The organism is Bradyrhizobium sp. WSM1417 (assembly GCF_000515415.1).
Classification (GTDB): Bacteria; Pseudomonadota; Alphaproteobacteria; order Rhizobiales; family Xanthobacteraceae; genus Bradyrhizobium.
This window is the reverse complement of the sequence record NZ_KI911783.1, coordinates 955,556-979,727: the sequence shown is the minus strand read 5'-3', so window position 1 is coordinate 979,727 and position 24,172 is coordinate 955,556. Positions and strand designations below refer to the sequence as shown.

The 24,172-nt window shown below is 63.6% G+C and carries 22 protein-coding genes; 11 read left to right on the top strand and 11 right to left on the bottom strand.

Annotation, left to right across the window (positions count from 1 at the left end; all coding sequences use genetic code 11):
* Positions 1–92: 92 nt before the first annotated feature.
* A complete protein-coding gene (locus BRA1417_RS0104745) occupies positions 93–1,790 on the top strand; it encodes a diguanylate cyclase domain-containing protein (RefSeq protein ID WP_027514834.1) in 1,698 nt (565 codons plus the stop codon).
* A 3-nt stretch (positions 1,791–1,793) separates the two neighbouring features.
* Here BRA1417_RS0104745 and BRA1417_RS0104740 read toward each other — a convergent pair whose 3' ends face one another.
* Positions 1,794–2,840, bottom strand: a complete 1,047-nt coding sequence (locus BRA1417_RS0104740; protein ID WP_027514833.1) for a GGDEF domain-containing protein — start codon at positions 2,838–2,840, stop codon at positions 1,794–1,796.
* Positions 2,841–3,032: 192 nt separating this feature from the next.
* On the opposite strand from BRA1417_RS0104740, the gene leuS reads away from it, so the two are divergent.
* From leuS to holA, 3 genes are read left to right on the top strand one after another with little or no spacing between them, the layout of a single operon-like run.
* Positions 3,033–5,657, top strand: coding sequence for a leucine--tRNA ligase (gene leuS / locus BRA1417_RS0104735; protein ID WP_027514832.1), 2,625 nt, complete (start codon positions 3,033–3,035; stop codon positions 5,655–5,657).
* Positions 5,644–6,195: an LPS assembly lipoprotein LptE gene (lptE, locus tag BRA1417_RS0104730; protein ID WP_027514831.1), complete on the top strand. Its 552-nt coding sequence runs from the start codon at positions 5,644–5,646 to the stop codon at positions 6,193–6,195. The genes leuS and lptE overlap by 14 nt, the downstream gene beginning before the upstream one ends.
* 47 nt (positions 6,196–6,242) lie before the next feature.
* Positions 6,243–7,271, top strand: coding sequence for a DNA polymerase III subunit delta (holA, locus tag BRA1417_RS0104725; protein WP_027514830.1), 1,029 nt, complete (start codon positions 6,243–6,245; stop codon positions 7,269–7,271).
* A gap of 155 nt (positions 7,272–7,426) precedes the next feature.
* Here the strand turns inward: holA and BRA1417_RS0104720 are convergent, their stop codons facing one another.
* The 8 genes from BRA1417_RS0104720 to BRA1417_RS0104685 all read right to left on the bottom strand — a co-directional run bounded on the left by BRA1417_RS0104720 (position 7,427) and on the right by BRA1417_RS0104685 (position 16,384).
* Positions 7,427–8,311 (bottom strand): ParB/RepB/Spo0J family partition protein, encoded by an 885-nt coding sequence (locus tag BRA1417_RS0104720; RefSeq protein WP_027514829.1) that lies wholly within the window; start codon positions 8,309–8,311, stop codon positions 7,427–7,429.
* 141 nt (positions 8,312–8,452) lie between these two features.
* Positions 8,453–9,307 (bottom strand): ParA family protein, encoded by an 855-nt coding sequence (locus BRA1417_RS0104715; protein WP_027514828.1) that lies wholly within the window; start codon positions 9,305–9,307, stop codon positions 8,453–8,455.
* 29 nt (positions 9,308–9,336) lie between these two features.
* A complete protein-coding gene (rsmG, locus tag BRA1417_RS0104710; RefSeq protein ID WP_027514827.1) occupies positions 9,337–10,110 on the bottom strand; it encodes a 16S rRNA (guanine(527)-N(7))-methyltransferase RsmG in 774 nt (257 codons plus the stop codon).
* A gap of 7 nt (positions 10,111–10,117) precedes the next feature.
* Positions 10,118–11,998 (bottom strand): tRNA uridine-5-carboxymethylaminomethyl(34) synthesis enzyme MnmG, encoded by a 1,881-nt coding sequence (mnmG, locus tag BRA1417_RS0104705; RefSeq protein ID WP_027514826.1) that lies wholly within the window; start codon positions 11,996–11,998, stop codon positions 10,118–10,120.
* 377 nt (positions 11,999–12,375) lie between these two features.
* Positions 12,376–13,734, bottom strand: a complete 1,359-nt coding sequence (gene mnmE / locus BRA1417_RS0104700) for a tRNA uridine-5-carboxymethylaminomethyl(34) synthesis GTPase MnmE (RefSeq protein ID WP_027514825.1) — start codon at positions 13,732–13,734, stop codon at positions 12,376–12,378.
* A 310-nt stretch (positions 13,735–14,044) separates the two neighbouring features.
* A complete protein-coding gene (gene rho / locus BRA1417_RS0104695) occupies positions 14,045–15,310 on the bottom strand; it encodes a transcription termination factor Rho (RefSeq protein ID WP_007598612.1) in 1,266 nt (421 codons plus the stop codon).
* Between the two features lie 247 nt (positions 15,311–15,557).
* Positions 15,558–15,992 carry a protoporphyrinogen oxidase HemJ gene (gene hemJ, locus BRA1417_RS0104690; RefSeq protein ID WP_027514824.1) on the bottom strand — a complete coding sequence of 145 codons (435 nt, stop codon included), beginning with the start codon at positions 15,990–15,992 and terminating at the stop codon, positions 15,558–15,560.
* A 176-nt stretch (positions 15,993–16,168) separates the two neighbouring features.
* On the bottom strand, positions 16,169–16,384 hold the full coding sequence (locus BRA1417_RS0104685) for a hypothetical protein (RefSeq protein ID WP_027514823.1): 216 nt from the start codon (positions 16,382–16,384) through the stop codon (positions 16,169–16,171).
* A 66-nt stretch (positions 16,385–16,450) separates the two neighbouring features.
* On the opposite strand from BRA1417_RS0104685, the gene BRA1417_RS0104680 reads away from it, so the two are divergent.
* The 4 genes from BRA1417_RS0104680 to dnaQ are packed head-to-tail and all read left to right on the top strand — an operon-like array spanning position 16,451 to position 19,295.
* Positions 16,451–17,290 (top strand): pyruvate, water dikinase regulatory protein, encoded by an 840-nt coding sequence (locus tag BRA1417_RS0104680; protein ID WP_027514822.1) that lies wholly within the window; start codon positions 16,451–16,453, stop codon positions 17,288–17,290.
* Between the two features lie 30 nt (positions 17,291–17,320).
* A complete protein-coding gene (locus BRA1417_RS0104675; protein WP_027514821.1) occupies positions 17,321–17,929 on the top strand; it encodes a Maf family nucleotide pyrophosphatase in 609 nt (202 codons plus the stop codon).
* Between the two features lie 21 nt (positions 17,930–17,950).
* Positions 17,951–18,550, top strand: coding sequence for a dephospho-CoA kinase (gene coaE / locus BRA1417_RS0104670; protein ID WP_027514820.1), 600 nt, complete (start codon positions 17,951–17,953; stop codon positions 18,548–18,550).
* A gap of 28 nt (positions 18,551–18,578) precedes the next feature.
* Complete coding sequence (gene dnaQ / locus BRA1417_RS0104665; RefSeq protein WP_027514819.1) at positions 18,579–19,295, top strand: DNA polymerase III subunit epsilon; 717 nt, start codon at positions 18,579–18,581, stop codon at positions 19,293–19,295.
* On the opposite strand, the gene secB is transcribed toward dnaQ, so the two are convergent.
* Positions 19,292–19,774, bottom strand: a complete 483-nt coding sequence (secB, locus tag BRA1417_RS0104660; RefSeq protein WP_007598595.1) for a protein-export chaperone SecB — start codon at positions 19,772–19,774, stop codon at positions 19,292–19,294. The genes dnaQ and secB overlap by 4 nt on opposite strands.
* Positions 19,775–20,189: 415 nt before the next feature.
* Here secB and BRA1417_RS0104655 point away from each other — a divergent pair, with 415 nt between their 5' ends.
* From BRA1417_RS0104655 to BRA1417_RS0104645, 3 genes are read left to right on the top strand one after another with little or no spacing between them, the layout of a single operon-like run.
* Entirely contained in the window at positions 20,190–20,885 is a 696-nt protein-coding gene (locus BRA1417_RS0104655) for a Tim44/TimA family putative adaptor protein (RefSeq protein WP_007604067.1), read from the top strand.
* Positions 20,863–22,389: a murein transglycosylase A gene (locus tag BRA1417_RS0104650; RefSeq protein WP_027514818.1), complete on the top strand. Its 1,527-nt coding sequence runs from the start codon at positions 20,863–20,865 to the stop codon at positions 22,387–22,389. Before BRA1417_RS0104655 ends, BRA1417_RS0104650 begins: the two co-directional genes overlap by 23 nt.
* Positions 22,386–22,976, top strand: coding sequence for a Smr/MutS family protein (locus BRA1417_RS0104645; RefSeq protein WP_027514817.1), 591 nt, complete (start codon positions 22,386–22,388; stop codon positions 22,974–22,976). Before BRA1417_RS0104650 ends, BRA1417_RS0104645 begins: the two co-directional genes overlap by 4 nt.
* Here BRA1417_RS0104645 and BRA1417_RS0104640 read toward each other — a convergent pair.
* Positions 22,973–24,097 (bottom strand): hypothetical protein, encoded by a 1,125-nt coding sequence (locus tag BRA1417_RS0104640; RefSeq protein ID WP_027514816.1) that lies wholly within the window; start codon positions 24,095–24,097, stop codon positions 22,973–22,975. The two genes, BRA1417_RS0104645 and BRA1417_RS0104640, sit on opposite strands and share 4 nt — an antisense overlap.
* Positions 24,098–24,172: the final 75 nt, after the last annotated feature.

Genomic DNA, 24,172 nt, shown 5'->3' with positions numbered 1-24,172 from the left:
TGATTGTTGCGGAGGTAGTTCTAATTTTACCGGGTTCAAGAAAGAGTTTTTGAACCCTTTGCTTTACCTTGGCGCCGGGGTGGGCAGCGAAGATGGCAAACGTCAGTTTCAACCGCAAACGAGCGAAACTCAAGCAGGTTCTCGGAATCCGGGCGCGGCTTGCGTTGCTCGCGGTGATTCTGGTGACGCCTTTGATGTTCGAGCGCATCCGCTCGCTCGAAGACACGCGCACGCGGCAGATCGCGCAGGCCACAGCCGAATTCACCACCGTGGCAAGACACAGCGCCGACGCGCAGCGCGAGGTGATCTCGTCGGTCGAGACCATCCTGAAATCGGAAGCTTTCATCCGCGCCTCCGCCGGCGGCATCAGCAAGAGCTGCGACGTGCTGCGCGCGAGCCTGCCGTCGAATCTTCCCTGGATCCGCACGCTCCTGATCGCCGGCCAGGACGGGCGCATCCAATGCGCCACCAACAACATGTATGTCGGCCTAGACCTCAGCGACCGGCCGTACTTCCAGCAGGCGCAGGAAACCGGCCGCTTTGTGCTGAGCGACTTCATCCTGTCGCGCCCCGTGCCGACACCAACCGTCATGGCGGTTTACCCGGTGTCCGCCTTCAGCGGCCAAGCGGATGCGGTCGTGCTCGCCACCGTCAACCTCGACTGGATGTCGAAGGTCATGAGCAATCTGGGTGGCCGCGCCGGCATCACGGCCGTCCTGGTCGACAGCGCCGGTACCGTGCTGGCCGCACCGGCCGACCAGCACAGCGCGATCGGACGTCCGCTCGACAACATGCCGCTGATGTCCGCGATCGCCGACAAGGCGCTGAGGTCTGACCAGGACGAAGGCTCACTCTCTTTCCTCGCAGCCGACGGCTCCCGCCGCGCGGTCAGCTTTATCCGCATCGCCGGGACCAATGCCCGCCTGATCGCCAGCATCGACGAGGATAAGGTGTCCGCGGCCGTGAGCCGCGACATCCGCACCGCCTATCTTCAGCTGGCTTTCGTCGTGCTATTCGTGCTGCTCGGCGCGCTGATCGCAGCCGAGAAACTGGTGATCAAGCCGATCAGGATGCTCGCCGACATGGCCAAGCGTCTGGGCGAGGGCGATCTGTCGGCGCGTGCCGCGCGCAATCGCCTGCCGTCCGAGTTCGTGCCGCTGGCCCGCGCGTTCAACGCGATGGCCGCGCAGCTCAGCCAGCGCGAACGCGAGCTGATGGCGAGCAATGACCGGCTCACGGTGATGGCCTCGATCGACATGTTGTCGGGGCTCGCCAACCGCCGCGGCTTCCAGAGCCGGCTCGACTTCGAATGGATGCGCGCGCAGCAATATGGCAGCGACCTCGCGCTTCTGATGATCGACGTCGACCATTTCAAGCTGTTCAACGACACCTATGGCCATCTCGAAGGCGATTCCTGCCTGACCAGGCTCGGCGAGTCGCTGTCCGGCATCGCCGCCGACACGATGGGCTTCGCGGCCCGCTACGGCGGCGAAGAATTCTGCCTGTTGCTGCCGAACACCGACGTGGCGCGCGCCGTCGAAATCGGCGAACAGGCGCGCGCGGCCGTGCTGAGACTGTGCCTGCCGCACATCACCTCCGACCACATGATCGTCACCGTCTCGATCGGCGTTGCCGCGACAAAGCCAAACGAGAGCTTGCGTCCGGGTGATTTGATCGAAGCCGCCGACGCCGCGCTCTACGCCGCCAAGCACCGCGGTCGCAACAACGTCGTCGAACACGGCATCACCGTGATCGACAGCGGCGCGGCGGAAATGATGATGGCGGGTTGAGGGCTAACCCGCCGCCCCGGCGCCATCGAGTTCGGTCTCGGTGACCACGCGATTGCGGCCGCTGTTCTTGGCGAGATAGAGCGCGCGATCGCAGCGCTCGATGAGATCGGTGATCGCTTCGCCGCTCCGGTACTGCGCAACGCCGATCGACACGCTGATATGGGGCAGGACCTCGCCGGTCGACCGGCGCGTGATCCTGCATTCCGCGATCGCGTGCCTGATGCGCTCGGCAATCTGGGCGCAGACGGCGAGATCGGCATCCGGCAACACCGCGATCAGCTCCTCGCCGCCATAGCGGGCCGACAGGTCCTGCTCGCGGACCTTTTCGCGCAGCACCTTGGCCATCAGGCGCAGCACCTGGTCGCCGACGCCGTGGCCGAAACTGTCGTTGAAGGTCTTGAAGTGGTCGATGTCGAGCATCAGCACGCTGAGCGGCTCGCCCCAGTCCGCAGTTGTCTGCGCCTTGCGCAGGAATTCATCGAGCGCCCGGCGGTTGGCGAGGCCTGTGAGCGTATCGGTCCGGGCACGCTCCTCTGATTTGGAGAGAGAGGCGCGGATCACGTCGAGCTCGCGGGTCTTTTCCGCAAAGCCTGCCTCGAGCCGCGTCGCGCGGGCGGCGGCGCGCCCCAACTCGTTCATGAGCTGGGCGACCAGCGCTTTTGGGTCGACACCGGCCTTGCCCTGGTCGGCAACCTCGTTGATCGCCTGCATCTGGGAGTGGTTGTCGGCGATCGCGGTTGCTAGAAAATCCTTCGCCGCCCCCATGAGAGCATGCAGCCGCTCCGATGTCTCCGAGACGCTAGCGCCCCCCTTGGGCGCGACATAGGTCTCGAACAGATCCTGATTGGTCCTGACGTCGAAGGGACGGTTATGATCGATCAGGAGGTCGATGGCGTTGCGCAGATCGTCATGGCTGCCCGCGAAATAGCGAAACCAGACGGCAAAATTGGGCGGCGTCGGCGGGATTCCCTGTTCGGCCATGCTGCGCATCGCCCGCTCGGCGATGGAGGCGGCGTAGTCGCGGTCGAGATCGTCGAAGCTGGCGTCCATCGCAAATCTTGAGGGTTCTGGTCAGTCGCAAACTCGCATCGACCCCTTAATCACGCCCCAACGCGGCCTCAGTAGTTCTGCGGTGCAGCGCCGAAGGTTCCCAGATTGCGGCAACCCATTGACCCCTTGAGGACTTCTATGGCCTAGTCCGCCGTCTTTGACGGCCCAGATCCACGAAAACCCAACGATTCCATGACCTCCGAACGCTACAACGCCCGCGACGCCGAACCGCGCTGGCAAGCCGCCTGGGACCAACAGGCGATCTTCGTCTCCAAGAACGACGATCCGCGGCCGAAATATTATGTGCTGGAGATGTTCCCCTACCCGTCGGGGCGCATCCATATCGGCCATGTCCGCAATTACACGCTCGGCGACGTGCTGGCCCGCTTCATGCGCGCCAAGGGTTTCAACGTGCTGCACCCGATGGGCTGGGACGCTTTCGGCCTGCCGGCCGAGAACGCCGCGATCGAGCGCAAGGTGGCGCCGAAGGCCTGGACCTACGACAACATCGCCGCGATGAAGAAGCAGCTCCGCTCGATCGGGCTGTCGCTGGACTGGAGCCGCGAGATCGCGACCTGCGATCCCTCCTACTACAAGCACCAGCAGAAGCTGTTTCTGGACTTCCTGCGCGAAGGCCTCGCCGAGCGCGAAAAGCGCAAGGTGAACTGGGACCCCGTCGACATGACCGTGCTCGCCAACGAGCAGGTGATCGACGGGAAAGGCTGGCGTTCGGGTGCCGTTGTCGAGCAACGGGAAATGAACCAGTGGGTCTTCAAGATCACGAAGTACTCGCAGGAGCTGCTGTCAGCGCTGGATACGCTGGACCGCTGGCCCGACAAGGTGCGGCTGATGCAGCGCAACTGGATCGGCCGGTCCGAGGGCCTGCTGATCCGCTTCGCACTCGACGCGGCGACGACGCCGGCCGGCGAGAGCGAGCTGAAGATTTTCACGACGCGCCCGGACACGCTGTTCGGCGCGAAGTTCATGGCGATCTCGGCCGATCATCCGCTGGCGCAGGCGGCCGCCGCCAAAAACCCTGCGCTCGCCGAGTTCATCGGTGAGATCAAAAAGATCGGCACCGCGCAGGAAGTGATCGACACCGCCGAGAAGCAGGGTTTTGACACCGGCATCCGCGCGGTTCACCCGTTCGATCCCTCCTGGAAGCTGCCGGTCTATGTCGCCAACTTCGTGCTGATGGAATACGGCACCGGCGCCATTTTCGGCTGTCCCGCCCACGACCAGCGCGACCTCGACTTCGTCAACAAGTATGCTCTCGGCAACACGCCGGTGGTGTGCCCCGAGGGCCAGGATCCGAAGACGTTTGTCATCACCGATACCGCCTATGACGGTGACGGCCGCATGATCAATTCGCGCTTCCTCGACGGCATGACCATCGATCAGGCCAAGGACGACGTGGCGAAGCGTCTCGAGACTGAGCTGCGCGGCAACGCGCCGGTCGGCGAGCGCCAGGTGAACTTCCGCCTGCGCGACTGGGGCATTTCGCGCCAGCGCTATTGGGGCTGCCCGATCCCCGTCATCCACTGTCCGAAGTGCGACGTGGTGCCGGTGCCGGATTCCGAGCTGCCGGTGGTGCTGCCGGAGGATGTGAGCTTCGACAAGCCGGGCAACGCGCTCGATCATCATCCGACCTGGAAGCACGTGACCTGTCCGCAATGCGGCGGCAAGGCGCAGCGTGAAACCGACACCATGGACACCTTCGTGGATTCGTCCTGGTACTTTGCGCGTTTCACCGATCCCTGGAACGAGAACGCGCCGACGACGCCAGAGGTCGCCAACCGGATGCTGCCGGTCGACCAGTATATCGGCGGTGTCGAGCACGCGATCCTACATCTGCTCTACAGCCGCTTCTTCACGCGCGCGATGAAGGCGACCGGGCACATCGCATTGGACGAGCCGTTCGCCGGCATGTTCACGCAGGGTATGGTGGTGCACGAGACCTATCAGAAGGCCGACGGCACCTACGTCCAGCCGGTCGAGGTGAAGGTCGAGACCGGCGCCAACGGCCGCCGCGCCACGCTGCTGACGTCAGGTGAAGACATCCAGATCGGCCCGATCGAGAAGATGTCGAAGTCGAAGAAGAACACGGTCGATCCCGACGACATCATCGAGACCTATGGCGCCGACGTCGCGCGCTGGTTCATGCTGTCGGATTCCCCGCCCGAGCGCGACGTGATCTGGAGCGACGAGCGCGTCCAGGGCGCCTCTCGCTTCGTGCAGCGGCTGTGGCGGCTGGTGAGCGACTCTGTTGAAGCCGGCAAGGCCGCGCCGGCGGCCCGGCCCGCCAGCTTCGGCCCGGACGCCACCGCCTTGCGCAAGGCCGCCCATGGCGCGCTGGACAAGGTCACCACCGGGATCGAGCGCCTGCACTTCAACGTCTGCCTCGCCCATATCCGCGAATTCACCAATTCATTCGCGGAGGTCTTGCAGCGCCCCGGCCAGCCGGCCCCAGATTTGGCCTGGGCGATCCGGGAGGCCAGCCAGATCCTGGTCCAGCTGTTCTCCCCGATGATGCCGCACCTGGCTGAGGAGTGCTGGCAGGTTCTCGGGCACAGCGGGCTGGTTTCCGAGGTCAATTGGCCCCAAATCGAACGCGATTTGCTGGTTGAAGACAGTGTGACCCTGGTGGTTCAGGTCAACGGCAAGAAGCGGGGTGAGGTCACAGTTGCAACAGCGGCCGAGAATCCGGAAATCGAGGCTGCCGTTTTGGCCCTTGATGCGGTAAAACTGGCCCTGGACGGCAAGCCCGTCCGCAAGGTGATTATCGTCCCCAAGAGGATCGTGAATGTTGTCGGCTAGGATCCGCATCGCAGCCCGCTTGCTGGCGGTCGCCGCACTGGCGGCAATGACGGCCGGCTGCTTCCACCCGATGTATGCCGAGCACACCGACGGCACGCCCGGCCTGCGCGAGAAGCTGATGGGGGTCGATCTGCCCCCGATCGCCAAAGCCAATGCCTCGCGCGAAGCCCGCGTCGGCGTCGAGGTCCGCAACGCGCTGGCCTTCAAGCTCTATGGCACCGCCACCGGCATGCCGCCGACCCACCGCCTCGAGATCCGCTTCGTAAGCAGCAAGACGTCGCTGATCGTCGATCCCAATACCGGCCTGCCGAGCAGCGAAAATTACGGCCTCGACGCCCAGTACAATCTGATCGAGGTCGTCAGTGGCAAGTCGGTGATGACCGGCACGACGTTCTCCCGCGTGTCCTACGACATGCCCGGCTCCTATCAGCGTTTCAGCCGCAACCGCGCGGTACGTGATGCCGAGGATCGTGCCGCCAACGAGATCGCCGAGAACATCACGACTCGCCTCGCCTCGTTCTTCACCGCGGGCACTTAATTCATCCCGTCACCCCGGTTCGCCCGGAATGACGAATCCCAGGCAACATGGTCGCGCTGCGCGGAAAAGAGATCGACGCCTTTCTCGCCCGCCCCGATGCGGGCCGTCCGATCATCCTGCTCTATGGTCCTGACGCCGGCCTGGTCCGCGAACGCGCGGATGCGCTGATCGCCTCGGCTGTCGACGATCCCAATGATCCCTTCTCGCTGGTCAAGGTCGATGGTGACGAGCTCTCCGCCGAGCCGTCGCGCCTCGTCGACGAAGCCATGACGGTGCCGCTGTTCGGCGGTCGCCGCGCCATCCGCGTGCGCGCCGGCTCGCGCAGCTTTGCCAGCGCTATCGACACGCTGGCGGAGATGGGCGTCAGGGATTGCCGCATCGTGATCGAGGCCGGCGAGCTGCGCCCGGAATCGCCACTACGCAAAGCCTGCGAACGCGCCAAGGCGGCCGTCGCGATCGCCTGCTATCCCGATACCGAGCGCGACCTTGCCAAGCTGATGGAAGACGAGCTCCGCATCGCCAATTTGCGCATCGCGCAGGATGCCCGCGCGGCGCTGATGTCGTTCCTCGGCGGCGACCGGCAGGCCTCGCGCAACGAGCTGCGCAAGCTCACGCTCTATGCCCATGGCAAGGGCGAGATCACGCTGGATGACGTGATGGCTGTCGTCGCCGATGCGTCGGAGCTGAAACTCGATCCGATCGTCGATGGCGCCTTCGCCGGCCGGCCCGAGATCGTCGAGAGCGAGTTTGCCAAAGCCATGATCGCCGGCACCTACCCCGGCGTGATCATCTCTGCGGCGCAGCGTCAGGCGGCGTGGCTGCACAAATCGGCGCTCGCAATCGCCGACGGCACGCCCGCTTCCGCGGTGCTCGACAGCGGCTATCCGCGCCTGCATTTTTCGCGGAAGCCCGCGGTCGAAACCGCACTGCGTAATTTCAGCGTGGCGCGGCTCGCCGCCATCATCGAGCAGCTCGCGACCGCCGCGCTGGACACCCGCAAGCAATCCATCCTCGCCGCCGCCATCGCTCAGCGCACGCTGATGGCGATCGCCGCGAACGCGAAGCGGCGGGGCTGAGCACGCCGTTCTGTTGCCTCGTCATTGCGAGGAGCCCTTGCGACGAAGCAATCCAGAATCTCTCCGGGGAAAGATTCTGGATTGCGTCGCTGCGCTCGCAATGACGTGTGGATGGGCCATGGGTCCTGGCTTTCGCCAGGACGACACCAAGCGGCCTACAGCGCGCCCTTCGCCAACCGCCGCATGACCTCGTCGAGCTGATCGAGGTTGCGGTAGTTGATCTGCACTGAGCCGCCGGGATCGCGGTGGCTCACCGTGACCTTGAGCCCGAGCGCGTCGCTGACGCGCTTCTCGAGGTCGACCGTGTCGGGGTCCTTTTCCTTCGCCCCCGTGCGCGCCTTCTGCGGCTTACGCTCCGGCACGCCCTCTTCATGCGCCAGCGCCTCGGTCTGGCGGACGTTGAGGCCCTCTTCCACGATGCGCTTGGCAGCCGCGAGCGGATCAGGCACGCCGATCAGCGCGCGGGCATGACCGGCGGTCAGGTCGCCGCTCGTGATCAACGCTTGCACCTCGGCGGGAAGCTTGGTCAGCCGCATCATATTGGCGATGTGGCTGCGGCTCTTGCCGACGACTTTGGCGATGTCGTCCTGGCTGCGTTTAAACTCGTTGGCGAGCGCGTGATAGCCGAGCGCCTCTTCCATCGGGTTGAGGTCTTCCCGCTGCACGTTCTCGACGATCGCAAACTCCAGCGCATCGCTGTCGCTGATGTCGACGGGAACGATCGGCACTTCGTGCAGGCCGGCCATTTGCGACGCGCGCCAGCGCCGCTCGCCGGCGATGATCTCGAAGCGGTCCTGCGCCCCCTTCACCGGGCGGACCACGATCGGCTGGATCACACCATGCTGCTTGATCGAATCGCTGAGCTCCCTGAGCTCGCTTTCCGAAAAGGTGCGGCGCGGGTTGCGCGGATTGGGTTTGATGAACTCGATCGGCACCTTGCGTTGCGCGCGCGGCCGATCGACATGCTGGGCCTCGCCGCCGACATCACCGATCAGACTCGCAAGACCCCGGCCCAATCGCGAACGCGCTTCGTCGGCCATCGCCAGCTCCCTTGGATTCACGGTGCAGCACTCCAGAACTGAATTGTCGTAGGGTAGGCAAAGCGAAGCGTGCCCACCAGTTAGTCATGTGCGGAAGATGGTGGGCACGGCGAAGACGCCTTTGCCCACCCTACAGCACCTCTAATGCGTCGTCCGCAGCTCGCGCTCGCGCTGGATCACTTCGGTGGCGAGCCGCAGATAAGCTTCGCTGCCGACGCATTTGAGATCGTAAACCAGCACCGGCTTGCCGTAGGACGGCGCCTCCGAGATGCGCACGTTGCGCGGGATCATGGTCTTGTAGACCTTCTCGCCCATGAACTGCCGAACGTCGGCAACGACCTGGTTCGAGAGATTGTTGCGCGAGTCGAACATGGTCAGCACGATGCCGTGGATCGACAGGTTCGGATTGAGCGTCGAGCGCACCTGCTCCACCGTCTGGAGCAACTGCGACAGACCTTCGAGCGCGAAGAACTCGCACTGGAGCGGCACCAGGATCGCGTCGGAAGCCGCCATCGCATTCACGGTGATCAGATTGAGCGAGGGCGGACAGTCGATCAGAACGTAGGTGTAATCGGCATCTGGCGAGACGTTGTTGTTGAGCGCGCTGATCGCGTCGCGCAGCTTGTACGCACGACCGGGCGTGGTGCCGAGCTCGAGCTCGAGGCCGGAGAGATCCATGGTCGAGGGCGCGATATGCAGCCGCGGCACTGCAGTCGACACCACCGCTTCTCGCAAGCTCGCCTCGCCGATCAGAACGTCATAGGTGGAACAGGAGCGGTTGCGGCGATCGATGCCGAGGCCGGTCGAGGCGTTGCCCTGCGGATCGAGATCGACGATCAGGACACGTTCGCCGATCGCAGCGAGCGCCGTGCCGAGATTGATCGCCGTGGTTGTTTTTCCCACGCCGCCCTTCTGATTCGCCAGCGCCAGGATGCGCGGATGGCCCTGCGGGACGGCGGCGGTCTGTTCTTGCTGCGGTTCGTCAATCACGCTCATCGCAAATTCCCCACTCGGCCCCTGACGCCTCACCCGCGCCGTTCGACGGAAGCCAGCTCGACGATCCAACCGTCGCCTGTACGGCTTTGGTGGAGCTGCGGCTGAATATTCCAATATTTAGTAGCTTCGGTCAATTCAGACTCTACATCTTGACCCTTGAGAAACAACGCTTTTGCGCCTTGGCGCATCAGCGGCTCCGCAAAGCCGATGAGTTGATGTAGCGGAGCCAGTGCACGCGCGGTGACGCAATCGACCGGGCCGGTGATTCTATCCACATTATCCCCGATCTCAGCGAGATGTACGACTCCCGGAGATGTAGTGACGCGGATGGCTTCGCGCAGGAAGGCTGCCTTCTTGGCGATTCGCTCGACCAGATGGACGCTCGCCCCGGCCGTCCCTGCCATGGCGCAGGCCAGGACGACACCCGGAAAGCCGCCGCCGCTGCCAAGATCGGCCCAGCGTTTGGCGGACGGGGCAAGAGCGACAAGCTGAAGCGAATCGGCGATGTGCCGGGTCCAGAGATGCGGCAAGGTCGAGGGCGCGACGAGGTTGGTCTTGGCCTGCCACTCCCGCAGCAGTGCGATGTAGCGATCGAGCCGGGTTTCGGTTTCATGCGAAATGGGTGCGAGCTTGAGTGCCGCAACCTTGTCGGCCGCGATGACGGCGTCCAACGATCGATCGTTAGCGCTGGCCTTGTCGATCTTCGGCTTGGTCGGCGCCGGTTCGGAGCGACGACCCACGCCCTCACCCGCCGGAGGCTTTCCTGATGACGATCTGCTGCCGCCCGGCTCGCGCTGTTTCACGTGAAACCTATGCGATTGCTTTGGAAGTCTTCCGCGCTTCGCGGCGAAGATAGGCCGCAAGGATACCCAGCGCGGCCGGCGTCATGCCGTCGATTCGACCGGCCTGGCCAACCGTGAACGGCCGCGCCTTCTCCAACTTGGCCCGCACCTCGTTGGAGAGACCAGGGACCTGCTGGTAATCGACGTCCGACAGCACCATCCCCTCGTCCCGCCTGAAGGCCTCGACGTCGGCGTTCTGGCGCTCCAGATAGACGTCGTACTTCGCGTCGATCTCGAGATGGATGGCAATGACGGGATCGATGCCGGCCAGCTCAGGCCAGATCGCACGGACTTGGCTCCAGCCGATATCGGGATACGCCATCAGCTCGAAGGCCGAGCGCCGCTGGCCATCCCGGTTCAGGGTGAGACCCTGCTTGATGGCCTCGTTCGGGGTGATCGTCAGCGACTTGGAGAGCGCTCGAGCCGCATTCAGGGCGTCCATCTTGGCGCGATGATGCACGGTCCGGGCGCTCCCAACACATCCCAGGGCGATGCCCTTCACGGTCAAACGCTGATCGGCATTGTCCGCCCGCAGCGTCAGCCGGTACTCGGCCCTGGAGGTGAACATCCGATAGGGTTCGCTGATGCCGCGGGTGACGAGGTCGTCGATCATCACGCCGAGATAGCCATCGGCTCGGTCGAACACCGTCAGCGCGGCCCCGCTCGCGGCCAATGCCGCGTTCAGCCCGGCCACGATGCCCTGGCCGGCGGCTTCCTCGTATCCTGTCGTGCCGTTGATCTGCCCGGCCAGGAACAGGCCGCGCAGACGCTTGGTCTGGAGGGTCGGATCGAGCTCACGCGGATCGATGTGGTCGTATTCGATGGCATAACCCGGCCGGACCATCTTCACCCGCTCCAGGCCGGGAATGGTTGCGAGAATGGCGAGCTGTACCTCCTCCGGCAGCGAGGTCGAGATGCCGTTGGGATAGACCGTGCTGTCGTCGAGCCCTTCCGGCTCCAGGAAGATCTGGTGACCGTCGCGATCGCCGAAGCGAACGATCTTGTCCTCGATCGAGGGGCAATAGCGCGGTCCGGAGCTCTTGATCTGGCCGGAGTACATCGGAGAGCGATGGACATTGGCCCGGATCACGTCATGGGTCGCGGAATTGGTCCGGGTGATCCCGCACTGGATCTGCGGGGTCGTGATCCGCTCGGTCATCACCGAAAACGGCTCCGGGGGCTCGTCCCCCGGCTGCATCTCGACCGCCGACCAGTCGATCGTCGAGCCGTCCAGTCGCGGCGGAGTTCCCGTCTTGAGCCGTCCAAGCGTGAACCCGGCGCGCTCGAAGGAGGTCGAAAGGCCCATTGCAGGCGCCTCGCCGACCCTGCCGGCCGGCCAGTTCTTCTCGCCAAGATGAATCAGTCCGCGGAGGAAGGTGCCGGTGGTGACGACAACGGCCCCTGCCCGAAGTTCGCGACCGTCCGCCAAGCGCAGGCCGATCACCCGTCCATCGACCACGATCAGCTCGTCCGCCTCGCCTTCGATGACGGAAAGACCCTCGGTCTCCCGGATCGCCGCCTGCATCGCGGCGGCATAGAGCTTCCGGTCGGCCTGGGCGCGCGGACCGCGGACCGCCGGGCCCTTACGACGATTGAGGACGCGAAACTGGATGCCGCCGGCGTCGCCGACCCGGCCCATCAGACCATCAAGCGCGTCGACCTCGCGAACCAGATGGCCCTTGCCGAGACCGCCAATAGCGGGATTGCAGGACATCGCGCCGATGGTGGAGAAACGGTGTGTCACCAGAGCGGTGGCCGCACCCATCCGGGCAGAGGCAGAAGCGGCCTCACAGCCGGCATGGCCGCCGCCAATCACGATGACGTCGAAGCTCTCTCGCTCTGTTCGCATGGGCGGAGTTCTAACTCACAGGCGGGGAAGCCGGAAGCGGAAACTGGAGAGGTGACTGTTTCACGTGAAACGGGGCGAAGCGGTGCCTAAGTGTTTTTCGCGAAAACAACCCCATGCACAGTAGAATGGCCCTTGGAAAGATTACCGTTTTTCGTGCAACAAATGGGCTTGCGAAGGCAAGAAAGGCGTCGTCAGAAGGACATAAAGCCAGCGACCTCGGGCGGGAAAGCGCGACCGCAAGAGCCCGTCCCCGTATTTCTGGCGGACCGGACCTCAAGGCGGTGTTTCACGTGAAACGTCACGGAACCAAGCCGACCCCGTTCGCGTGAAACGGCAAGAAATGGAACAAAGGCTATTTCTTCAATGAACAACTAGCACTACTTTCCAACACAGAATTTCTGGAAAATGGCCCCCAGGACGTCCTCGACATCCACCCGACCCAGCAGTCGGCCCAAGGCATAGGCGGCAGCCCGCAGCTCTTCGGCGGCAAACTCCTCACCATCTTCTACTAGCTCAAGACTCCGGCGCAAGCTGTCCGCTGCCCGACGCAGCAGATCGCGCTGGCGGGCCCGGGTCACCAATGCCCCCTCAGTCGTTCCGAAGAAGTCGGCGGCGAATTTCACGAGGGCATCGACCAGCTCAGGAATGCCGTCCCCCCGGCTCGCCGCGATTCCGAACTCACCGCGCGGTCGGACGTCCTCGACCCCGCCGAGATCGATCTTGTTGCGCACGATCCAGATCGCGCCGCCGGAGGGACTGCTTGCATTGCCGGACTTGCCCAGTAGCGACATCGCGTCAGGGTCGACAGCGCGTCCCGCCTCCACCAGCCACAACACGAGATCAGCGTCGTCGGCGCGGGCTCGCGCCCGGCGTACACCCTCCTGCTCGACCGGATCGTCGGTCTCGCGAATGCCGGCGGTGTCGATCACCGTGACGGGATAGCCATCGAGATCGAGCTGCACCTCGATCACGTCGCGCGTCGTGCCGGCATGAGGCGAGACGATCGCAACGTCGCGGCGCGCGAGCTGGTTGATCAGCGTCGACTTGCCGACATTCGGCTCGCCCGCGATCGCAACCACCAGGCCGTCGCGCAAGCGTTCAGCTTGTCCTTGTGCCGCAAGGACTTCTGCAATTTCGTCATGCAGCGCACTGATCGCCTTGACCGCAGGCGCCATCAACTCGGCGGGCACATCGCCCTCGTCGGAGAAATCGATGCCGGCCTCGATCAAGGCCGAGGCGTCGATGATACGCTCGCGCCAGTCGCGCGCGCGATTGCCGAGGAGACCCTGCAACTGCCGTAACGCCTGGCGGCGCTGGCGGTCGGTGTCGGCATGAATGAGATCGTCGAGCCCCTCCGCCTCAGTCAGGTCGAGCTTGCCGTTCTCGAAGGCGCGCCGGGTGAATTCGCCGGGCTCGGCAGCTCGCATATTCGGAATTACGGAAATCGCGGTAAACAGTGCGGCCAGCACCGCGCGGCCGCCATGGACGTGAAATTCGGCGACGTCCTCGCCGGTCGCGCTGCCCGGCCCCGGAAACCACAACACCACCGAATCGTCGATCGGCTGGCCGACGCCGTCATGAAGGAGCCGGCGGCCGGCCTGTCTCGGCGCGGGTAGCTTGCCGGCCAGCGTCGTCAGCACCAGGCTGGCGCCTGGCCCGGAGACGCGCACCACCGCGAGCGCGCTGGGCGGACGGCCGGACGACAGCGCAAAGATGGTCTGATCTCGCGGATGCATGGCCTATTTGTCCGGCTGACAGGAAAAAGGCAAACATCTGTTTCGGCAGACAAATCGCGCGATTTGCTGCACCAATTCCCGCAGTAAAGCCTATGTTGCGATGCAACAAATTCACGAGCGTCTGCTGCAAGAACCACTTCCAACGGAATGAACGACGTCCCCATATATCTATATTCACAAGTAATATCAATATGTTAAGCGAAATCCGCTGCAAGCGACAGACGCCCCACAATGCTGCACCTTCGTTGCAGCAAAGCCGCACAACGAAAAAGGGCGCCCGAAGGCGCCCTTTGATCATGCTGCACTGCAATCAGGTGTTCATCGAGTCGAAGAACTCGGAATTGCTCTTGGTCGAACGCAGCTTGTCGAGCAGGAAGTCGATTCCGTCCATCGTCCCCATCGGATTCAGGATGCGGCGGAGCACGTACATCTTCTTCAGAACCACCGGATCGGTGATCAGCTCTTCCTTGCGGGTACCGGAGCGCGAAATGTCGATCGCCGGGAAGGTCCGCTTGTCCGAAACCTTGCGGTCGAGGATCAGCTCGGAGTTACCGGTGCCCTTGAACTCTTCGAAGATGACTTCGTCCATGCGGCTGCCGGTATCGACCAGCGCGGTCGCGATGATCGTCAGCGAGCCGCCCTCTTCGATGTTGCGGGCGGCGCCGAAGAAGCGCTTCGGCCGCTGCAGCGCGTTGGCGTCGACACCGCCGGTCAGCACCTTGCCCGATGACGGCACCACGGTGTTGTAGGCACGGCCGAGGCGCGTGATGGAGTCCAGCAGGATCACGACGTCGCGGCCATGCTCGACCAGACGCTTGGCCTTCTCGATCACCATCTCGGCGACCTGGACGTGGCGCACCGCCGGTTCGTCGAAGGTCGAGGAGACGACCTCGCCCTTCACCGAGCGCTGCATGTCCGTGACTTCTTCCGGACGTTCGTCGATCAGAAGCACGATCAGATAGCACTCGGGATGATTATGCGCGATCGAGTGCGCGATGTTCTGCATCAGCACGGTTTTACCCGTGCGCGGTGGCGCGACGATCAGAGCGCGCTGGCCTTTGCCGATCGGCGCGACGATGTCGATAACCCTTGCAGACAGGTCTTTCCGCGTCGGGTCGTCGATTTCCATGCGGAAGCGCTGATTCGGAAACAGCGGCGTGAGGTTGTCGAAATTGACCTTGTGCTTGGCTTTTTCCGGGTCCTCGAAATTGAGCGTGTTGACCTTCAGCAGCGCGAAATAGCGCTCGCCCTCTTTCGGGCTGCGGATGTGGCCTTCGATAGTGTCGCCGGTGCGCAGGCCAAAACGGCGGATCTGCGAGGGCGAAACGTAGATGTCATCCGGGCCCGGCAGGTAATTCGCATCGGGCGAGCGGAGGAAGCCGAAGCCGTCGGAGAGAACCTCGACGACGCCTTCGCCGACGATGTCGGTCTCGGCGAGCGCAAGCTGCTTGAGGATGGCGAACAGCAGCTCCTGCTTGCGCATGGTGCTGGCATTCTCGACCCCATTCTCTTCCGCGAACGAGACGAGCTCGGCCGGCGTCTTCGACTTGAGGTCCTGGAGTTTGATTTCCCGCATTGGGGTGGTCCTGTGGGGTAACCTGGGAGGGGGGTGCGAGGAGGCTCTGAAATGCGGACGCGAAAAGGTAAGGTCCGCAGGTCTGGCAAGGAGAGCGCCGGTGAGGCTTCAAACCTGATGGGGTGTCCGGCCTCTGGAAAGCTCAGACACGACCACATCCGCCTGCGTTGGGTGGGATATCGCTAATATAGAAAATCGCCTCACACTCCGCAAGCAGAAGCACTGAGCGATTGTTCGCGGCCGCTGCCTAGAACGGCTTCACGATGACCATGATGACGATCAGAATCATCAAGGCAGTCGGCACCTCGTTGATAATACGATAGAATTTCTGGCTTCGGGGGCGCCGATCCGCCGCGAAATCCTTCAACCAGCGCGAAAAAAAGCCGTGGACCGCGGACATCGCCAGAACCAGTGCCAGTTTTACGTGCAGCCAGCCGAAAGTGAACCAGTGTCCAGCCCAGGCGAGATAAAGCCCGGCGAGCCAGGTCACGATCATGGCGGGATTGATGATCGCCTTGAACAGCCGCCGTTCCATGACCTTGAACGTTTCCGACTGCTTCGAGCCGATTTCGGCCTCGCAATGATAAACGAACAGCCGCGGCAAATAGAGCATGCCCGCCATCCAGGAGATGACGGCGATCACATGCAGCGCCTTGATCCAGAGATAGACGTCTTCAAACATGTCTGGAGTCCGGATTCCTGCCCAGCCGCGGGGAACGCTGGGGATAGTAAGGAGTCGTTAAGGTCTTGCCTGCACACATATCCGTCCGTAGCGCCCTTCTCCAATAAGAATCTTAGATTCTTAAGGTTTGAGTCTATGTGACGGTGAATTGGACTCACACATTTCCGTCCGCCCGTTCACACGCGCTTGTTCACATCCATCAACATATCCCTGATCGCTCTGGCCGCTTTCGATAAGTCGGTCAGCTTCAAAGGCTTGCGCGTTTCTGTCGGCAGCTTATCAAGAGGGTTATCGACGCAATCCCGTTTCCCTTTCGGCAGGGCGTCGAAGTTGTTCTCAGGGGCAGCGGTGTGAAGAAAATTGGCACTTGTCCCGCCCGCGGTGTCGCACATCCCTTTCCAAGGGGTTAAGCTCCACAGAAATCCACAAACCACACCGGTTTCATACAAAGGGCTTTTGTGCCGACCTCGAGCAATTATTTCCATCTGCACCTCGTCTCCGACTCCACCGGTGAAACGCTGATCACGGTGGCGCGCGCCGTTGCCGCTCAGTACGCAAACGTGACCCCGGTCGAGCACGTCTATCCGTTGGTGCGCAGCCAGAAACAGCTTGATCGCGTGCTCGACGAGATCGAGGAAGCACCGGGAATCGTGCTGTTCACGCTGCTCGAGAAGGATCTGGTCGCCAGGCTCGAGGACAAGTGCAAGGGGATCAATGTTCCGAGCCTGTCGATCATCGGCCCGGTGATGCAATTGTTCGAGGCGTATCTCGGAGCTGCTACGACCGGCCGGGTCGGCGCCCAGCACGTCCTCAATGCCGAATACTTCAAGCGCATAGACGCGTTGAACTACACGATGATCCACGATGACGGCCAGCATGTCGAAGGGCTCGACGACGCGGACGTGGTGCTCGTGGGTGTCTCCCGCACCTCCAAGACCCCGACGTCGATCTACCTTGCCAACCGCGGCATCCGCACTGCCAACGTGCCGCTGGTTCCAGGCATTCCGGTGCCCTCGCAACTGGAAACGTTGACGCGACCGCTGGTGGTGAGCTTGCATGCAACGCCGGAACGCTTGATCCAGGTGCGCACCAACCGCCTGCTCTCCATGGGCGCCGATTCCAGCAGCGACACCTATACCGACAAGCAGTCGGTCGCCGAAGAGGTCGCATTTGCCCGCAAGCTGAGCGCCAAGCATGATTGGCCGCTGCTCGACGTCACGCGGCGCTCGATCGAGGAAACCGCCGCGGCGATCATGAAACTCTACAGCGATCGTCAGCGTAACCGGCCTTCTGAATAGTCTTGCAATAGACTTGGGAATAATTTTGCGATGGGTCTGTGGCTCGGCAAATCTTCGTTGATCCTGGCCTCGCAGAGCAGCGCGCGAAAGATGCTGCTGGCCAATGCCGGGCTCGAGTTCAAGGCGATCACGGCTGATATCGACGAGCGCGCGATCCAGGCCGCCTCCGGGCTTTCCGGTCCGCGCGAGATTGCGTTGCTGCTGGCGCGCGAAAAGGCCAGAGCAGTCTCGGCCCATCACGCTGGAAGCACCGTCATCGGTGCGGATCAAACGCTGGCGCTTGGCGATCGCCTCTTCAACAAGCCTGCGGGCCGCGCCCAAGCGTTGGCGCAACTGCGCGATCTCTCCGGCCATAGCCATGAGCTGAATTCCGCCGCGGCGATCGCACGCGATGGCGAGATCATCTTCGAGGACGTCTCGGTCGCCCGCCTCACCATGCGGCAGATGACCGAGGCCGAGCTTTCGGTCTATCTCGACATCGCCGGCGATGCCGTCACCACCAGTGTCGGGGGCTATCAGCTCGAAAGCCTGGGGATCCATTTGTTCGAGCGGATCGAGGGCGACCACTTCACCATTCTCGGTCTGCCGCTGCTGCCGCTGCTTGCGTTCCTGCGGCGCGAGCGGCTAGTTGCGGTTTGAATCGCAGATATGGCTAGGCTGATGCGGATCCTGGGACTGACCGGCTCGATCGGGATGGGCAAATCGACCACCGCGAAATTGTTCGCGGAGGCTGGCGTCCCTGTCTACGATGCCGATGCGGCTGTTCATCAGCTCTATGAGGGCGAGGCTGCGCCCGCGATCGAGGCCGCCTTCCCCGGCACCACCGCGAACGGCAAGGTCGATCGGCCAAAACTCTCGGCGCGTGTGGTGCACGATGCTGCCGCCATCAAGCAGCTCGAGCAGATCGTTCATCCGATGCTCGGCGCTTCCCGGAAAAAATTCTTCGCCGACGCCGAAGCCGCCAGCGCGCCGGTCGTGGTGCTGGACATTCCGCTGCTGTTCGAGACGGGCGGTGAGACGCGGGTCGATGCCGTTGTCGTGGTGACGACGTCCCCGGAACTGCAGCGCGAGCGGGTGCTGGCGCGCGGCACGATGGACGAGGCCAAGCTCGACGCCATCATCGCCAAGCAGACACCCGATGCGGAAAAGCGCAGGCGTGCCGATTTCGTGGTGGATACGTCGCATGGACTCGATCCGGTGCGCGCCCAAATCGCGCACATCCTCGCCGAGGTCGTTAAGATGCCGCAGCGGCGAGCCTGATTCGCCGCGTTACACGGCTTCTCAGATCATGCGCGAAATCGTTCTCGACACCGAAACCACCGGCCTCGACCCGCTGCGGGGAGACCGCCTGGTCGAAATCGGCTGCGTCGAGATGCTCAATCGCATGCCGACGGGGCAGAGCTTCCACGTCTACATCAATCCCGAGAGGGACATGCCGGCAGAAGCCTTTGCCGTGCACGGGCTGTCGGCCGAGTTTCTGGCGACCAAGCAACTGTTCCACGAGGTCGTCGACGATTTTCTGGAGTTCATCGGCGACGCGCCGCTGGTGATCCACAACGCCTCGTTCGACATCAGCTTCATCAATGCCGAGCTCGACCGGATCAAGCGCCCGGCGATCCCGCGTGAGCGGCTGGTCGATACTCTGCTGCTGGCCCGGCGCAAGCATCCCGGCGTGTCGAACCGGCTCGACGATCTCTGCTCGCGCTATGCGATCGACAATTCACGCCGCACCAAGCACGGCGCGTTGCTCGACGCCGAGTTGCTTGCGGAAGTCTATGTGGATCTGGTCGGGGCGCGGCAATCGCAGCTGCTGCTGGCTTCAGAATCTGAGGAGACTCGCACCAATGGGGCTGCCGATGCGCCTCGGCGGCAACGGCCGGCTCCGCTCACCCCGCGGATTTCAGACGCCGAGCGCGAGGCCCACCGGGCCTTCATCGCAACGCTCGGCGACAAGGCGATCTGGAACGAGTTTCTGCCCGCTCGAGCTGCCCCTTTGGCCGGTTAAGCCTGGCCGCTCGGCTGAGCGGCCATTTGTCGCTCCATGTTCTGGCGATAGAGGCCGACGAAATCGACCGGATCCAGCATCAAAGGCGGGAACCCGCCGTCGCGCACGGCAGTGGCGATGATCTCACGGGCGAACGGGAACAGCAGGCGCGGGCATTCGATCATGACCAGCGGATGCAAATTGTCCTTCGGCACGTTGGAGATGCGGAACACGCCGGCATAAGCGAGCTCGAACGAGAACATGATCTTGCCGGCGGTCTCGGCCTTGCCCTCGACCGACAACGTCACCTCGAACTCCTGTTCGCTGAGGTTGTTGGCGCTGACATTGATCTGGATGTTGATCTGGGGCGGCTGGCTCTGCTGCTGGAGCGAGCTGGGCGCGTTCGGATTTTCGAACGAGAGGTCCTTGGTATATTGCGCCAGGACGTTGAGCTGGGGAGCCTGGGCCGCCTCGGGAGGGGTGCCGTTACCGTTGGTCATAAGAGTGTCTCCTTACCCGATTGGGCTGAATTTCGCGGCGGTTGGCTAACATAGGGCTACCACGTTCCACAAGGACGAACGGTCCCGGATGGGGAATTCCGGCCACGCCCACAACTATGCCGTTCACCCCGCCGATCCCACCTAACCGCGGCTTAAACGATTGAAGATGCGCGATTTCCGGGCAGGATCGGGTTTCCCCTTAAGCATAAAACGCGCTACACTCGGTGCTGTGCCAAAAGGCGCCATTGGCCGGGCAAGATTTCGTGCCTACATCCCACGGACCTGACGCGCGGACCCAAAATGGTGATGTAGACTTGCCGTTCCGGTATGGAACGGTCTACTGGCCGGATCGATTTTCCCGGCACGATCCTTTCGAGACGGCCCCTTCTACAGACGACCAGAAAGCGAATACGACGTGGACATCTACACCATCATCTTCCTGGCGCTGGCGGTCTTCATTTTTCTGAGGCTGCGCAGTGTGCTGGGGCAGCGCACCGGCAACGAGCGGCCGCCGTTCGACCGCAACGCGCTCCAGGGTGCCCAGGACAAGAACGTCGTCACCATGCCGGGCAAGGTCATCGACCAGGCCCCCTTGGCGCCGACCGCCGAGCCGACCCCGCCCTCCGACCGCTGGAAGGGCCTGACCGAGCCGGGCACCGTGCTCGCGCAGGGTCTCGACGCCATCGTCGAAAAGGATTCCACCTTCGATCCGCGCCATTTCATCTCCGGCGCCCGCGGCGCCTATGAGATGATCGTGCTGGCCTTTGCCAATGGCGATCGCCGCGCGCTGCGCGACCTCTTGTCGTCGGAGGTCTATGAAAGCTTCGATGCCGCGATCAAGGAACGCGAGAAGAACGAGCAGAAGACCGAGACGCGTTTTGTCTCGATCGACAAGGCCGAACTCGTCGGCGCCGAGCTGCGCGACCGCACCGCCCAGCTCACGATCCGCTTCGTCTCGCAGATGATCTCGGCCACCCGCGACAAGGCCGGCAACATCGTCGACGGCAGCGCCGACACGGTTGCCGACATCACCGACATCTGGACTTTCGCCCGCGACATCACCTCTCGCGATCCGAACTGGAAGCTGGTTGGCACCGGAAGCGCGAATTAAGGCTTTCCTGAAGACCAGCGCGACGGCGCTTTGCGCAGGTGCCGTCGCGCTGTCGTCGTTTTCACTCGGCGCCGAGGCGGCGCGGCGCCACTATCGCAGCCATCACCATCATCTCCCGGAATTGCCCGCCGCGCCGCCTCGCGCCTTGCCGTATCCGCAGCTTCCCCTGCCGTTCGAGATTCCCGGCGCGCAATATCTGCCGCTGGCCTGGGCCGACGTGAAGGGCTGGGGCGACGACAATCATCTCGCCGCCTACAAGACCTTTCGCGCAAGCTGCCGTCCGATCAGTGCGCAGACCGGCGCTCCCGAACCGAAGGCTTTGGGCGCATCGCTGGGCGAACCCTGCCGGGTCGCCAAATCGCTCGAGCTTGCCGACGACGCCAGGGCCAAAACCTTTTTCGAAGAGAATTTCGCGCCACTGCGGATCTCGCGCCTCGGCGAGCCCGACGGTTTCGTCACCGGCTATTACGAGCCGGTGCTGGAGGGATCGCGCACGCAGACCGACGTCTACAACGTCCCGGTCTATCGCCGCCCGTCGAACCTTTTCGTGCGCGGCTACAAGCAGGATTCGGTCAGCCTGCCCAACAAGGGCCCTGTCTATCGCAAGATCGGCCGCCGCAAGCTCGTGCCCTATTACGACCGCGCCGAGATCGAGGACGGCAAGATTGCCGGCCGCGGACTCGAGATTGCCTGGCTGAAGGACCCGACCGATCTGCTGTTCGCCCAGATCCAGGGCTCGGCCCGGATCAAGTTCGACGACGGCGGCACGGTCCGGCTCAACTACGATGCCTATAACGGCTATCCCTATACGGCGGTCGGTCGCATCCTGATCGAGCGCGGCATTATTCCGAAGGAAGAGATGTCGATGCAGAAGATCAGGGAGTGGATGGCCCAGACTCCCGACGGCGCCAGGGAGCTGCGGCGCCAGAACCGCTCCTACATCTTCTTCCGCGAGGTCAATCTGTCCGACAAGGAGGAGGCGGTCGGCGCGCAAGGTATCCCTCTGACGGCCGGCCGCTCGATCGCGGTGGACAAATCGCTCCACGTCTACGGCACGCCGTTTTTCATCGAAGGCGAGCTGCCGATCGAGTCCGAACGCGCGAAGACGCCGTTCCATCGCTTGATGATCGCGCAGGACACCGGCTCGGCCATCATCGGGCCCGCGCGCGCGGATCTCTATTTCGGCGCGGGTCAGGAGGCAGGCCGCGTCTCCGGGCGGCTGCGCCATGCCATGCATTTCGTGATGCTGGTGCCGAAGGGCCTCGATCCAACAGCGCGTGCCGCGCGGCTGCCGGTGCCGGACCCGCGGCCTTCGGAGAAGATCGCAAAGCTGTTTCCGCAAACCGAGCCTGCGAAGGACAAGCCGGCGGCAGCCGAGGCGCCAAGCAAGAGCGAGACGGTCGCTGTCGCCGGGCCAGTCCCGCTGCCGGTGCCGCGTCCCGTGATCGAGCCAGTTCAGGAGCCGCGGCGGCCGGTGAAAAATCGTTCCCATCGGCAGCAATGAAGCGATCGTCCCGTCCGCCCGTGCTGGAGCCTCGTCCCTCGCCGCGCCGTCGCGCGCTGAGCGAGGAAGAGCGCGCGCTGTGGGATGCGATCGCCAAGCAGGTCAAGCCGCTGAGGAAGCATCGTGCCGCCAAGGTGCCGGCCGCACCGCGCACCGAGCCTTCCCCTGCAGCGCCCGCCACGCGGCCTGCGCCCTCGCCACGTCCAATTGCCGCTGCCCCGGCACCGCGTGCAGCGAAACCCGCAGTGCCGCCGCTGGCGCCGCTCGGCAAACGCGAGCGCACAAAGCTGTCGCGCGGGCGTAGCGAGATCGAGGCGCGGCTCGATCTGCACGGCATGACCCAGATGCGCGCCCATCGTGCACTGACCGGCTTCCTGCACCGCGCCCACCATGACGGCCTGACCTTCGTGCTCGTCATCACCGGCAAGGGCCGAAGCGGCGGCGAAAGCGGCGTGCTGCGCCGTCAGGTGCCGGAATGGCTGAGCCTGCCGGAATTTCGCGCCTTCGTCGTGGGGTTCGAGGAAGCCGGCATCGGCCACGGCGGCGAGGGCGCGCTTTACGTGCGGATCAGGCGGGCGAGATATTAGAACGGCCGCACGATTCCGACGCGCGGGATCAGTGTGACGATCAGACCGAAGATATTTGTCTTCCGATCTTCCGCCGGAATCAGCGGCGTCTCGCGCGCGGCGGGCAGCATCTTCACCGCGTGCAGGATCAGGAACATGCAGACCGCCCAGTTCGAGATCCAGCGCGAATAGTCGAACACCATCGCGAACATCACGAGACAGGCGAGGCTGACGCCCGCGAGCGCCGCGACCACGAGGCGCCGGTGCGTGTCGTTTGCGAGCGCAGCGATCAGGTTCGCAAAATAGCGCCACAGCGGTGTGTGCAGCCAGATCAGCAGCACGAACACGGGCACGCCGAGGATGTTGTGCGGCAGGCGGCCCCAGGTGTCGGAAATCTCCTTCGTCAGCGGCTGATACCAGATGTAGGCGAACTGCAGCAGGTCGGCCCGCGCGGGATCGGCCATCCGGCTCTTCAGGTAGGCAACGAAATCCGCCTCCGGGATCGGCATCGTTCCCCAAAATTGCGCGGCGAAGAACAGCGCGGAGACGGCAACCAGGGCAATGATGCCGAACGCGACATTGGTGCGATCGCAGCCGTGCGTCAGATAGTGCCTGATCACGACGATGGTGACGATGGTCGGCACATACATCAGCAGATGGATGTGGTGGATCAGGACGAGAACGATCGAGAACAGCGCAGCCAGCGCCACGAACAGCAGCGACCCGGCCGGCACCAGCAGCAGGACGATCGCGAGCGCGCAGCCATAGATGTCGAAATGGCCGAGCGTGTGCATGAAATTCTTGAGGAAGAACGGCGAGCCCGCGATGAAGACGAACAGCGGCAATGTCTTCGCGGTGAAGCCGAACGTTGTCCGGAATAGTCTTGCGTAAAGTCCCAGCGTCACCAGCCATGTCGCGCCGCCGAGCGCGAACACCAGCCACACCGGCACCTTGTCGGTGAACAGCGCGACGATCGCCCCGATCAGCGCGCGCTTGATGAAGCCGAAATGATAGTCGACGAGGAGGTGGATGTAGGGGACGTAAGGCGGCAGCTGGATCTTGTGAACGAAGACGCCGACGATGGCCGCCGCGTTGATCGCGAGCAGGAGACGCCAGGGGTCTTTCTGAAGGTCAGTGAGCATATGGCACTCGACGCGCGGCACCCTCCGTTGTCGTCCCGGCGAAGGCCGGGACCCATAGCCACGAATGTTCGTTTT